We start from the raw sequence: 13,159 nt of genomic DNA on the forward strand, positions 1-13,159 counted from the left end.
GGGCCAACAGATGTTTTTTGCGCGAAAGCGTAGTGCTAACGAAGCGGCAGCAGCACCGATGTTGGTCACGGAGGTGTTATCGCAGGTTGTGATGCTTTTAGCCCCCGTTCCTCTATTGCTGATCCCAAAGGAGTCGCCTAGTCTCCACTCCAATCTACCAATGCGCAAAGATGTATTTTCTGGCATGGACTAATTTATAGTTATAGAACGAGACTACAGCAATATTGTTTATCTATGTACGAAAGCGAAACATTAGCAATAACAGTTGTACAATTACTTCCCTGTTATAAGTCGCAATATTACTCACTTTTGAAATGAATAAAATTTATAAAAATTTACGCTATCGCTGATTGGAGTGGAAGGCTACTCGACTCCCGTGGGAAAGCGAGACAGGAGAGACCCTGCACGGAGCGCAGCGGAGGAAGCGGCTCGACGTTCGCCCACAGGAAAGCGAGTAGCCTGGAACGGAAATCAACTTCACGCTTTAATATAGATTTAATTTGAAAGGAGCTACCTAATATGAGGGTGGCTCCTTTTAGGAGTAAGAGTGAATGCTATTTCGTAGGAATAAAAGTGTGGTATCATTTTCTAAAGTGTTTAATTTGATTTTTTGTGCATGAGTATGCATTGTTTTAGTTGTATCAATTGCATAGTGACAGGTACAATTACGATGAGGGGCAATAAATTAGGAGGCATCAACGATGATTTTAGTTTTAGATGCAGGAAATTCGAATATCGTATTAGGTGTCTATGATGACAACGATCAATTGGCCTTCCATTGGCGTATGGTGACAGACCTTCATAAAACAGAAGATGAATACGCAATGCAAGTATTATCTTTCTTTAATCATGCAGGCATTTCATTTGAAAAGGTTAAAGGCATTATTATATCCTCTGTTGTACCACCAATCATGTTTTCGTTAGAAGCGATGTGTCAAAAGTATTTTCGAAAAAAACCGCTCGTCGTAGGACCAGGTGTGAAAACAGGATTGAATATTAAATATGAAAACCCTCGTGAAGTTGGCTCGGACCGTATAGTGAACGCTATTGCGGCTCTTGATGATTATAAAGCACCATTGATTATTGTTGATTTTGGTACTGCCACGACGTATTGTTACTTAAACAAAAAAGGCGATTATATGGGCGGTGCTATCGCTCCGGGTATTTCGATTTCAACGGAGGCGCTTTATACACAGGCAGCTAGATTGCCGCGTATTGAAATATTGCGCTCTACACATATTGTTGGAAAGACAACCGTATCTGCTATGCAGGCTGGAATTTTTTACGGCTTTGTGGGGCAAGTTGAGGGAATTGTTAATCGCATGAAAGCACAAAGTAAGGAAGACCCTTTAGTAATTGCTACTGGAGGATTAGCAAATTTAATTGCTGGGGAGACGCAAGCTATTGATGTAGTCGACCCGTTTTTAACATTAAAAGGCTTATATAAGCTATATAAACGCAATCAATAAGAAATGAGGGACATTTCATTTATGAAAGACTATTTAGTACGCGGTTTAGGATTCAACGGGCAGGTTCGTGTTTTTGCGGCTTGTACAACAGCAACAGTAGGAGAAGCGCAACGACGTCATAATACATGGCCTATTGTTTCAGCAGCCCTTGGTCGTTCTATGACTGCTGGGGTGATGATGGGTGCCATGTTAAAAGGTGAGGAAAAAATCACTGTTAAAATTGAGGGGAACGGTCCAATCGGTCCAATGGTAATTGACAGTAACGCACGCGGTGAAGTACGCGGCTTTGTGACAAATCCTCATGTTCATTTCGATTTAAATGAGCACGGTAAGCTTGATGTTCGAGCAGGTGTTGGAACAGAGGGTGCATTAACGGTCGTAAAAGATCTGGGCTTGAGAGATATGTTCTCTGGACAAACGCCAATTGTATCAGGTGAAATTGCTGAGGACTTTACTTATTATTTTGCTACATCAGAGCAAGTGCCTTCATCAGTTGGTTTAGGGGTTTTAGTAAATCCTGATAACACAATTCTTGCAGCTGGTGGTTTTATCCTACAATTAATGCCAGGCTGTGAAGAAGAGACAATCAATGAAATTGAGCAGCATCTAGCTACTTTAGAGCCGGTTTCAAAAATGATTGAAAAAGGTTTTACACCTGAGCAAATTTTAGAGGCTGTATTAGGAGAAGGCCATCTACAAATTTTAGACTCCATGCCTGTAGAATTTAAATGTCAATGTTCAAAAGAGCGATTTGGTGCAGCGATTTTAGGGTTAGGGACACAGGAAATTCGAGAAATGATTGAAGAGGATGGCGCAGCGGAAGCGCAATGTCACTTCTGTTTAGAAACATACCGTTTCTCAAAAGAAGAGTTAGAAGGATTTATTGATGAGCTCAACGCGTAATCGAAGACCTTTATCCGCTGGAACACCTAACCAAACGCCCTTACTGCAACGCCGCCTTAAGACAAAACCAGCTTTAACAGTAATTGCAATCTTGTTATTAGGAAATATTTTATGGTTTATTACTTGGTTAATCCCTAATAAAGACCAGGAAATTGGTAGCGACGAGCAAGTCGCTGCCGTTGACGGGGAAGTTATTACACGACAAGAGTGGATGATAGCCATGGAAGAACGCTATGGTAAAGAGACGCTACAAAATTTAGTGAATGAATCTGTAATGGAAAAGGCAGCTAAAAAATTTAAAATTCAAGTGACGGATAAGGAGATTGATTTAGAGTTAGCCTTAATGCGTTCTGCTCAAGATAAATTTGATACTACCATGCAAAACCTTTCATCAGAGCAACTACGACAAAAAATTCGTTCACAGCTTATTTTGGATAAAGTGTTGACGAAAGATGTGGTTATAAAAAAAGGTAGTATTGAGAAATATTACGAGGAAAACCAGGCGCTTTATAATACGAAAACAAACTATCGTACGAATTTTATAGAGGTGGATTCAAAAAAAGCTGCTGAGGAAGCATTAAGTGAAATGAAAAATGCCTCTGATTTTTCGGTACTGGCACGTGAAATATCCGTAGACAGTGCGTCGGCTAGCTTAGGTGGAGATGTCGGTTTCCTTACAGAAAACCAAGAAAATATCGATCCAGCTATTTTAAAAACAGTGAAAGCTTTAAAAGCAGGTGAGATTAGTAAAGCGTTTAAGCTTGCTAATGGTCATTATGGAATTGTACAAGTACAAGAGATATTAGAAGGTCAATCCTTTACATATGATGATGTGAAAGAACATATTGAACGTGAGCTTGCCTTAGAGCAGTTGTCACAATCTGTTACACCAGAAGCATTTTGGTCTGAATTTAATGCAACTTGGTACTACGGTGAAGCGAAAAAAGTTAAATAACAGATTGCTCTGAAATGAGTAGCAATTATGCCTCGGCATAATTCCGTGACATCCGTCGGAGGCTTTAGGTCAACAGATGATTTTTTCGCGGAAGCGTAGTGCTGACGTAGCGGCAGCAACGTGTTTGTATGTGCGAAAGCGAAGCGACAGCAACACGGTTTTATCTGTGCGAAAGCGAAGCGACAGCAACACGGTTTTATCTGTGCGAAAGCGAAGCGACAGCAACACGGTTTTATCTGTGCGAAAGCGAAGCGACAGCAACAACAACAACAGCACCGATGTTGGTCACTCAGTCATTGCCACAGGACGTGGCGTTCTTAGACTGACTTCCTCTATTTCGGCTCACCATATAAAGAGGAGATGACTTCTGTATCTGTCACCTCGCTTTCGCTACAAAATCCATTAGCTGAAAAAAGTTAAAGAATCTGCGAGATATCTGCGGGAAAAGTGAGCCAGGGAAAACCCCTGCAGACGTTTAGCGTCACAAAGCAACGGCCACCCCAGGATATTGAGCGGATTTTTATTTCTCTTCATACGCAAAAGTCGACTGAAAGCTTTATGGCGTTATTACGCCAAGGCGATATTATTATAAGTTGAGGTTGAATCGGATGTAATAAATATTCTGAAAATATAAGTTATATTTATTGACAATCGAATGGAAAAATTGATAAAATCAAAAATAAGTAAAACCTATAAAATTAGTAGGAATTAGGAGTGGATTGATAAATGAGTAGATTAGCAAATTCAGTAGCTGAATTAGTTGGTAAAACGCCAATTGTTAAATTAAATCATGCAACAGGTGAAAATGAAGGTACTGTTTATGTAAAATTAGAATACTTTAACCCAGGTAGCTCAGTAAAAGACCGTTTAGCTTTAGCGATGATTGAGGCGGCTGAGAAAGATGGTACATTAAAGTCAGGTGGTACAATTATTGAGCCTACTTCTGGAAATACAGGTATTGGTCTTGCAATGATTGCTGCAGCTAAAGGCTATAAAGCAATTTTAGTAATGCCAGAAACAATGAGCTTAGAGCGTCGTAACTTATTGCGTGCTTATGGTGCAGAACTAGTATTAACACCTGGACCAGCAGGTATGAAAGGTGCAATTTCTAAGGCGGAGGAATTGTCTGCGGAGCATGGCTACTTCTTACCACAACAATTCACGAACCCAGCTAATGCTGTTGTTCACCGTTTAACTACAGGTCCAGAAATTGTAGAAGCGTTTGAAGGTTTAACATTAGATGCATTTGTTGCTGGTGTTGGTACAGGAGGTACAATTACTGGTGCTGGTGCTGTGCTAAAAGAGAAATACCCAAATATTGAAATTATTGCTGTTGAACCAAAAGATTCACCGGTACTTTCTGGCGGTCAACCAGGGCCACATAAAATTCAAGGTATCGGAGCTGGTTTCGTTCCTGAAGTGTTAGATACAGATGTATACTCTACTGTATTCCCAGTTGAAAATGAGATTGCTTTTGATGTAGCTCGTAAAGTAGCGCGTGAAGAAGGTATCTTATGTGGTATTTCATCAGGTGCAGCTATTCATGTTGCGATTGAAGCAGCGAAACGTTTAGGTAAGGGTTCAAATGTTCTTGCAATCGTACCTTCAAATGGGGAACGTTATTTATCAACACCTTTATATCAATTTGAAGACTAATCTAATTATTTGTACGTAGGGGCTCCTTTAACGAGGGGCCTTTTTTTATTATCAATAATGCCTCGGCATAATTGAAAATAAAAATTGCCCGTAAATGTTAGTGGTATAACTAACATTTATGGGGCAGTTCGAAAAAATGGAATTAGGATAGACTTCACTAGGCAACTGTATTACTTAAAATCTTTACGAAGCCATTGTTAGCGGCCGTGTTTATTATTTGATAAATAGAGTCTAGTGCTTTATCAGTATTCAAGTTAAGATGGAATCACACATCATATGACTAAAAGGGGAATAGCAATTTGAAGACAATACTTACGAAAACAATATCGATGGATGCAGACTCGTTTTTTTATAGTTATAAGAAGCAAACAGAAGCACAACAAGCACATATTTTTTTAGAAAGTGGACGCGGAGGAAATTTTACGATAGCTGCTTGGAATCCGTTAGCTACAGCGCAATCGGTTGAGAATGGTTTACTTATAAAGTGGAGAAATGGTGTGACTGAAAATTTAAAGGGTGAGCCTCTTGATTTATTAGAGAAATTAGTAGAGAAATATCACGTTTCTTATAATGCTGAGCTTCCTGTTTTTCAAGGTGGAGCTATTGGGTTTGTAGCATACGATTACGCTCGTAAAATTGAAGTGTTGCCTACTACTGCTATAGATGATTTACATGTACCAGATATATATTTTTATATGTTTGATTGCTGGGCGGTACACGATGTGAAAACAAATAAAGTTACGCTTATGAAGTTAGCAGACTGTAATGTAAATTTGGAGGAATGGGCTAATGCGTGGCAGGGGGCAGCGCAAGAAGGATTGCTTAATCGTAAATTTGAAAAAGCAAGTGCTGTAGAAATCGTAAATGATGAAAGTGAACTGTTAGTATCATTCGCTGGAACGGCTTTTGAGGAAGCGGTGAGTAAAATCCAAACGTACATAGCGCAAGGTGATGTATTTCAAGTGAATTTGTCAGTGCGTCAATCTAAAAAGTTAAACGCAACTGCAATGGATGTATATGAAGCGTTACGTGCATTTAATGCTTCACCGTACATGGCGTTTATAGAAGCACCGGATTTTGCTGTCGTTTCTGGTTCACCTGAGCTTTTGGTGAAGCGTCACGGTAACGAATTGTCTACTCGACCGATTGCTGGTACACGACCAAGAGGGAAATCAGAGGCAGAGGATTTAGCATTAGCACAGGAATTAATTGATAACGACAAAGAACGTGCTGAACATGTAATGCTTGTTGATTTAGAGCGCAATGATTTAGGAAGAGTATCTACGTATGGGACGGTTGAGGTGGATGAGTTCATGGTGATTGAACGCTATTCACACGTGATGCACATTGTTTCTAATGTAAGAGGAGAAATAGCTGAAGGGAAAACCAATGCAGACGTTATCCGTGCCATGTTCCCGGGAGGAACGATAACAGGCGCACCGAAAATTCGTACGATGGAGATTATTGAGGAATTAGAACCTGTAAGAAGAGGATTATACACGGGTTCGATTGGCTGGCTAGGCTACACAGGTGATATGGAATTTAATATTGTCATTCGTACAGCATTTGTTAAAGATGGAGTAGCACATATTCAGGCGGGAGCGGGCATTGTTATTGATTCTGTTCCGGAAAGAGAATACCAAGAATCTTTAAATAAAGCGAAGGCGATGTGGCAGGCTAAGGCAATGGCAGAGGAGAGAGCAAAATGATTTTAATGATTGATAACTACGATTCTTTTACGTATAACCTTGTACAGTATTTTGGGGAGTTTGGTCATGAACTGATAGTAAAAAGAAACGATGTATTGACGGTGAAAGATATTGAGCAGCTTGCGCCAGATATGATTGTCATTTCTCCTGGGCCATGCAGCCCGAATGAAGCGGGTGAAAGCCTGAACATTATTAAGTATTTCGCGGGAAATATTCCGATTTTAGGCGTTTGTCTTGGCCATCAAGCCATTGCTCAAGTGTTCGGAGGGAGTGTTATACGGGCTGAGCGTTTGATGCATGGTAAAACATCACCTGTGCATCATGCTGAAATAGGTTTGCATAGGGGGATGCCAAATCCATTTGAAGCTACTCGTTACCATTCTTTAATTGTAGAGAAGGAAACATTACCTGCATGTCTTGAAGTAACGGCATGGACAGAAGAAGGCGAAATTATGGGCATTCGTCATAAGGATTATCCAATTGAGGGAGTGCAATACCATCCTGAATCGATTATGACAGAACAAGGAAAGAAGCTTCTACGCCAGTTTATAGATTTGTATGTTGAGGGAGCGAAGTAAATGCGGTGCTGGATGAATGGAGACTACGTAGAGGCGCAGGATTTACGCGTTTCACCATTTGATCATGGATTCTTATACGGGTTAGGCTTTTTTGAAACGTTTCGAACGTATAAAGGAAAGGTGTTTTGCTGGGAAGCACATATGGAAAGGTTGCAAACGGCGCTTTCTCAATATCGTATTCATATGTCCTATACCGAAGCGGATTTACTTAAGGTTGTTCAGCAATTAAATGAGCAGGCCGAAGGACAGGATGGTTATTTCCGAATAAATGTCTCAGCTGGAGAGCATAGTATCGGTTTACAGCCTACTGAATATAGACAACCGAATGTTATTGTTTTTCGCAAAGAATTACATGCTACACCTCGAGGCATGGAAAAAAACGCACAATGGCTTGTAACACCTCGTAACACTCCTGAAAAAGGGCTTCGAGTGAAGTCGCACCATTATGGTAATAACGTTCTTGGGCGTTTTGAGATGCCATCTCTAGCGCAACAAGAGGGCTTCTTTTTAACGGAAGATGGCTTTGTTGCTGAGGGTGTAACATCAAATATTTTTTGGGTGAAAGATGATATACTATATACGCCTTCCTTAGAGACGGGTATTTTACCTGGAATTATCCGAGCGTGGGTAATTGAGCGAGCACAATCTCTGGGCATTAAGGTGGAAGAAGGTTTCTTTACTAGTGAAGATGTAGAGAAAAGCTCGGAGTGCTTTATTACTAACTCTATACAAGAACTTGTTCCAATTCTTAAATTAGAGAGCAAGCAATTATTAGGCAATAAAGGGCCTGTTTATTCGCGTTTACATGAAGCATTTTCCAATGAAGTGGAACAAGAATAGAAGGAGAGTTTACATGCTAGAAAACTATACAACAACATTAACTATTAACGGTATCACGTTAGACTATAAAGCAGAAACTTTTGTGATGGGTATTTTAAATGTCACACCGGATTCGTTTTCAGACGGAGGAAAGTTTAATAATGTTGAAGCAGCTATTGAACAAGCAAAAAAAATGGTAGCTGATGGTGCTAAAATTATTGATGTTGGCGGAGAATCAACACGACCAGGTTATGAACGTATCTCCGATGAAGATGAAATTGCACGCATTGTGCCAGTTATTCAAGCGTTAGTAGCTAAAGTGCCGGCAATTATCTCGGTTGATACGTATAAAGCGAACGTAGCTCGAGCGGCTATTGAGGCTGGTGCGCATATTATTAATGATATTTGGGGAGCAAAAGCTGAACCTGAGATCGCTCAAGTGGCTGCAGATTTAAATGTACCAATTATTTTAATGCATAATCGAGAAAATACTAATTATGGTATTGATTTCTGGATGACGGCTAAAAGCGACTTAGAAAAGAGTATTTCTATTGCTCGAAATGCAGGTGTACCAGATAATCATATTATTTTAGATCCGGGCATAGGTTTTGCGAAAACTACCGCTCAAAATATAGAAATGATGCAACATTTAGATGAATTGGTAGCAATGGGGTATCCTGTTTTGCTAGCGACTTCACGTAAATCAATGATTGGTAATGTCTTAAAGTTACCTGTTGAGGAGCGTATAGAAGGTACAGGTGCAACGGTTGTTTACGGTATTGAAAAGGGCTGTCATATGATTCGTGTGCATGATGTAAAGGAAATGACACGAGCGACACATATGGCTGATATTTTAGTAGGTAAGCGTATCTACAAGGAGGAAGCGTAATGGATTATATTCATTTAAAGGATATGCAGTTTTACGGTTATCACGGTGTTTTAGCGGCGGAAACGAAACTTGGTCAACGCTTCCGTGCAAATGTTTCACTTGCTGTAGATATGACAAAGGCTGGAGAGACTGATGACTTGGATTATACGGTAAACTATGCAGAGGTTTATGCGTTGTGCCGTGATATCGTAGAAGGCGAACCTTTCAAGCTTATTGAAGCACTTGTTTCAAAAATAGCAAACAGTATTTTAGAGACATACTCAGAAAAGGTTAAGGGTGTTCGCGTGGAGCTTATTAAACCGGACCCACCGATACACGGTTATTATAAAGAGGTGTCTGTAGAGGTAACGAGAGGTGTTTACTAATGAATGATGTGTATTTATCGATCGGTACAAATATGGGAGATCGATTTGAAAATCTGCAGCACGCTGTTAAACTTTTAGAGGGTAAAGGTGGAATTGAAGTTGTACAAACTTCGTCAGTTTATGAAACAGCGGCGGTAGGCTACACCGATCAAGCAGATTTTTTAAATATTGCTGTTCATATTAAAACGAGTTATTCATCTTCCGAAATGCTGAAAATTTGCCAATGGGCTGAAGGTGAACTAGGGCGGGTTCGTGAATTTCGATGGGGCCCACGAATCATTGACCTTGACATTTTGCTCTACAATAACGAAAATATTGAAACTGAAAGCTTAATTGTTCCACATCCAAGAATGTATGAGCGAGCTTTCGTACTAGTACCACTCATAGAAATTACGCCTGCGCCAGTTGGAGAACAGCTGAGAAGGGCACACGATATAATGCAACAGATGGATAGTGAAGAGGAAGGCGTAATTTTATGGCAAGCATCAGCGAAGTTAAAAATGATGCAGTCCGTTAATTAGGTTTCTAATCTTTAAATTAAAGCCTCCTGCGGTTGCTTTTATATAGAAATAGGTGAAAACCTATAGAAGGGGGAAAACAACGTTGGGTCAGACAACTGAGAAGCCGTTTCAAATTGGGAATATTGTCATGGACAACCGTGTCGTATTAGCGCCAATGGCTGGAATTTGTAACTCTGCTTTCCGTTTAACTGTTAAGGAGTTCGGGGCGGGGCTAGTGTATGCAGAAATGATTAGTGATAAAGGGATTGTCCAGAAGAACGAAAAAACACTGGGCATGCTTTATATCGATGAGCGTGAAAATCCACTTTCATTGCAAATTTTCGGTGGTGATAAAGCAACACTAGTGGAAGCAGCTAAGTATGTAGATGAAAACACAACTGCCGATATTATCGATATTAATATGGGCTGCCCGGTTAATAAAATTATTAAATGTGAAGCGGGCGCACGTTTACTTTTAGATCCGAATAAATTATATGAAATGGTAGCGGCTGTTGTCGATGCAGTAAAAAAACCTGTCAGCGTAAAAATGCGTATTGGTTGGGATGACGAGCATATTTTTGCTGTTGAGAACGCACAAGCTGCTGAACGTGCTGGTGCTTCAGCAATAGCTGTTCACGGACGTACACGTGTACAAATGTACGAAGGAAAAGCAAACTGGGATATCATTCGACAAGTGAAGGAAAATGTGAAAATTCCTGTGCTTGGTAATGGTGATGTAGAAACTCCTCAAGATGCAAAACGTATGCTTGATACTACTGGGGTAGATGCAGTAATGATTGGACGCGCTGCTTTAGGTAATCCGTGGATGATTTATCGTACAGTTCAATACCTTGAAACTGGTGAGCTAAAGGAAGAGCCAAATGTACGTGAAAAAATTGATGTGTGTTTGCTTCACTTTGAACGCCTTATGCAATTAAAAGGAGAGAGTGTTGCAGTACGCGAAATGCGTAAACATGCTTCGTGGTATTTAAAAGGTATTCGAGGTAATGGTAAAGCGCGTAAAGCGATTAACCAAACAGAAACTGCGGTAGAGCTTCGTGCACTATTAAATGGACTTGTACAAGACTATGAAGAACTTGAAAATACATTAATAATTCCAGAAGCAAAAGAGTTAATTCTATAACTTCTTTCTGTGGGTGTCCAAACACAGGATGAAATAGAGGAACTCAGCGAAAGCGAAGCGGGCAATTATGCCGAGGCATAATTGATTACATTAAAAAGGCGTCTCATTTGTTTTTGAGACGTCTATTTTTCTGTCAAAATCAATTTTTAGAATTATTAATCATTTTTTCTCTTATGGAAATTAAAGCGAAACAGATGATTACAGCAATAAAATTGTGTACAATAGAAATATTATGGATATAAACGCAACGCGGACAATTTAATAAGGAGTGAATCAAGTGTCAAACATAGAAGAATTAAATGATCAGCTTTTGGTGAGACGCCAAAAAATGACGGCTATTCGAGAAAATGGTCAAGATCCATTTGGTAGTCGTTTTGAACGTACGCATTTATCACCAGAAGTACGTGAACAATTTGCAGATCAAACAAAAGAGCAGCTAGAGGAAAACCTACAAGAGGTAATTATTGCGGGGCGTATTATGACGAAACGCGGTAAAGGAAAAGCTGGCTTTGCACATATTCAAGATTTAGGTGGCCAAATTCAAATTTACGTTCGCCAAGATCATGTTGGCGAAGAAGCATATGAACTATTTAAACAAGCTGACCTAGGTGATATCGTAGGTATTCGTGGTAATGTATTCCGAACACAAGTGGGAGAGCTTTCTGTAAAGGCTGAAGAGTTTACATTCTTATCAAAAGCGCTACGCCCTATGCCGGAAAAATTCCACGGTTTACAAGATGTTGAACAACGCTACCGTCAACGTTATTTAGATTTAATGACAAATGAGGAAAGTAAAACAACATTTATTACGCGTTCTAAAATTATCCGTGCTATTCGCAATTATTTAGATAATGCAGGATATTTAGAAGTAGAAACACCAATGCTTCATACAATTGCTGGTGGTGCAGCAGCTCGTCCATTTATTACACACCATAATGCACTTGATATGGAATTATATATGCGTATTGCAATCGAACTACATTTGAAACGTCTAATTGTTGGCGGACTAGAGAAAGTGTATGAAATTGGTCGTGTTTTCCGAAATGAAGGGATCTCAACACGCCACAACCCTGAATTTACAATGATAGAGCTGTATGAAGCTTATGCGGACTACAAAGATATTATGTCTCTAACAGAAAACCTTATTGCTCATGTAGCGCAAGAAGTTCTTGGGACAACTACAGTTCAATACGGTGAAGATGAAATTAATCTTGCTGTAGGCTGGAAACGAGTTCATATGGTAGATGCAGTAAAAGAAGCTACAGGTGTAGACTTCTGGCAGCCTATGACTAAGGAACAAGCTCAAGCACTTGCTAAAGAACATGGAGTAGAAGTTAAAGAAACACATGAGGTAGGTCATATTATTAACGAGTTCTTCGAGCAAAAGATTGAGGAAACTCTAGTTCAACCTACATTTGTTTATGGTCATCCAGTAGAAATCTCACCTCTAGCTAAGAAAAATCCAGAGGACGAGCGTTTTACAGACCGTTTCGAACTATTCATCGTTCGTCGTGAGCATGCGAATGCCTTTACAGAACTAAATGACCCTATTGACCAACGTGAGCGCTTTGAAGCTCAATTAGTTGAAAAAGCAGCCGGTAATGATGAAGCGCATGAAATGGACAATGATTTCATTGAAGCATTAGAATACGGTATGCCTCCAACAGGTGGATTGGGCATTGGTATCGACCGTTTAATCATGCTTCTTACAAATTCACCATCAATTCGTGACGTATTATTATTCCCTACAATGCGTCATACAACTAAATAGTTGTTTTAACTTAATTGATAGAGGATATAGCACGACTACTACTCAGGATAAAAAAGCGGTAATCGAACTAGAAAAGAACAGCTTTTGTTTAGAGGTAATCGTGAAAAAACAGGAGTCGAGGTGTAGGAGAAGCACTAAGACTCCTGTTTTGTGTTTTCTGTGATGAAATAGACTTAATTAGTTAATGTTTGAAAAGTTTATCTTTTTTAGCGGAAGTCTCCCACCTCTATAGGTGTTAAGACGAATGTAGTTTTAAGTCACTTTTCAGCCGGTGTGCAAACATCTGCTGAAATCGAGGAACTCAGTCTAAGGGAGCCACGTCCTGTGGCACGACTGAGTGGACCAACTTCGTGTTGGCCTAAAGCCTCCGGACGCAATTATGCCGAGACATAATTGATAAA

Annotated in this window: 12 protein-coding genes; all 12 read left to right on the plus strand. The window is 39.9% G+C overall.

All coding sequences use genetic code 11. The features are described 5' to 3' along the window. Positions 1-701 precede the first annotated feature (701 nt). The 12 genes from AC3WSO_RS01620 to lysS all read left to right on the plus strand — a co-directional run bounded on the left by AC3WSO_RS01620 (position 702) and on the right by lysS (position 12,758). The gene (locus AC3WSO_RS01620; RefSeq protein ID WP_492528177.1) at positions 702-1,469 is read left to right on the plus strand and encodes a type III pantothenate kinase; all 768 of its coding nucleotides are present in this window, start codon (positions 702-704) and stop codon (positions 1,467-1,469) included. Positions 1,470-1,490: 21 nt separating this feature from the next. After that, positions 1,491-2,372 (plus strand): Hsp33 family molecular chaperone HslO, encoded by an 882-nt coding sequence (hslO, locus tag AC3WSO_RS01625; protein ID WP_492528179.1) that lies wholly within the window; start codon positions 1,491-1,493, stop codon positions 2,370-2,372. Further along, complete coding sequence (locus AC3WSO_RS01630) at positions 2,356-3,327, plus strand: peptidyl-prolyl cis-trans isomerase (RefSeq protein ID WP_492528181.1); 972 nt, start codon at positions 2,356-2,358, stop codon at positions 3,325-3,327. The genes hslO and AC3WSO_RS01630 overlap by 17 nt, the downstream gene beginning before the upstream one ends. Before the next feature lie 726 nt (positions 3,328-4,053). Then, complete coding sequence (cysK, locus tag AC3WSO_RS01635; protein WP_492528183.1) at positions 4,054-4,983, plus strand: cysteine synthase A; 930 nt, start codon at positions 4,054-4,056, stop codon at positions 4,981-4,983. 299 nt (positions 4,984-5,282) lie between these two features. Beyond that, complete coding sequence (locus AC3WSO_RS01640) at positions 5,283-6,692, plus strand: anthranilate synthase component I family protein (RefSeq protein ID WP_492528185.1); 1,410 nt, start codon at positions 5,283-5,285, stop codon at positions 6,690-6,692. Continuing rightward, a complete protein-coding gene (pabA, locus tag AC3WSO_RS01645) occupies positions 6,689-7,270 on the plus strand; it encodes an aminodeoxychorismate/anthranilate synthase component II (RefSeq protein ID WP_492528187.1) in 582 nt (193 codons plus the stop codon). The genes AC3WSO_RS01640 and pabA overlap by 4 nt, the downstream gene beginning before the upstream one ends. Next, positions 7,271-8,110, plus strand: a complete 840-nt coding sequence (pabC, locus tag AC3WSO_RS01650; RefSeq protein ID WP_492528189.1) for an aminodeoxychorismate lyase — start codon at positions 7,271-7,273, stop codon at positions 8,108-8,110. Between the two features lie 13 nt (positions 8,111-8,123). After that, positions 8,124-8,978, plus strand: coding sequence for a dihydropteroate synthase (gene folP / locus AC3WSO_RS01655; RefSeq protein WP_492528191.1), 855 nt, complete (start codon positions 8,124-8,126; stop codon positions 8,976-8,978). Continuing rightward, positions 8,978-9,343: a dihydroneopterin aldolase gene (gene folB, locus AC3WSO_RS01660; RefSeq protein WP_492528193.1), complete on the plus strand. Its 366-nt coding sequence runs from the start codon at positions 8,978-8,980 to the stop codon at positions 9,341-9,343. Before folP ends, folB begins: the two co-directional genes overlap by 1 nt. Beyond that, entirely contained in the window at positions 9,343-9,864 is a 522-nt protein-coding gene (gene folK / locus AC3WSO_RS01665; protein ID WP_492528195.1) for a 2-amino-4-hydroxy-6-hydroxymethyldihydropteridine diphosphokinase, read from the plus strand. Before folB ends, folK begins: the two co-directional genes overlap by 1 nt. An 82-nt stretch (positions 9,865-9,946) precedes the next feature. Next, the gene (gene dusB / locus AC3WSO_RS01670; protein WP_492528196.1) at positions 9,947-10,987 is read left to right on the plus strand and encodes a tRNA dihydrouridine synthase DusB; all 1,041 of its coding nucleotides are present in this window, start codon (positions 9,947-9,949) and stop codon (positions 10,985-10,987) included. 268 nt (positions 10,988-11,255) lie between these two features. Beyond that, entirely contained in the window at positions 11,256-12,758 is a 1,503-nt protein-coding gene (lysS, locus tag AC3WSO_RS01675; RefSeq protein WP_492528198.1) for a lysine--tRNA ligase, read from the plus strand. Positions 12,759-13,159: the final 401 nt, after the last annotated feature.

The sequence above is a fragment of the Lysinibacillus sp. EB106-09-02-XG168 genome, from assembly GCF_058791475.1.

Coding starts and splice junctions, on each gene's coding strand:
- pabC (WP_492528189.1), top strand. CDS start 7,271: ATGCGGTGCTGGATGAATGGAGACTACGTAGAGGCGCAGGATTTACGC.
- AC3WSO_RS01630 (WP_492528181.1), top strand. CDS start 2,356: ATGAGCTCAACGCGTAATCGAAGACCTTTATCCGCTGGAACACCTAAC.
- folP (WP_492528191.1), top strand. CDS start 8,124: ATGCTAGAAAACTATACAACAACATTAACTATTAACGGTATCACGTTA.
- hslO (WP_492528179.1), top strand. CDS start 1,491: ATGAAAGACTATTTAGTACGCGGTTTAGGATTCAACGGGCAGGTTCGT.
- cysK (WP_492528183.1), top strand. CDS start 4,054: ATGAGTAGATTAGCAAATTCAGTAGCTGAATTAGTTGGTAAAACGCCA.
- AC3WSO_RS01620 (WP_492528177.1), top strand. CDS start 702: ATGATTTTAGTTTTAGATGCAGGAAATTCGAATATCGTATTAGGTGTC.
- pabA (WP_492528187.1), top strand. CDS start 6,689: ATGATTTTAATGATTGATAACTACGATTCTTTTACGTATAACCTTGTA.
- folB (WP_492528193.1), top strand. CDS start 8,978: ATGGATTATATTCATTTAAAGGATATGCAGTTTTACGGTTATCACGGT.
- folK (WP_492528195.1), top strand. CDS start 9,343: ATGAATGATGTGTATTTATCGATCGGTACAAATATGGGAGATCGATTT.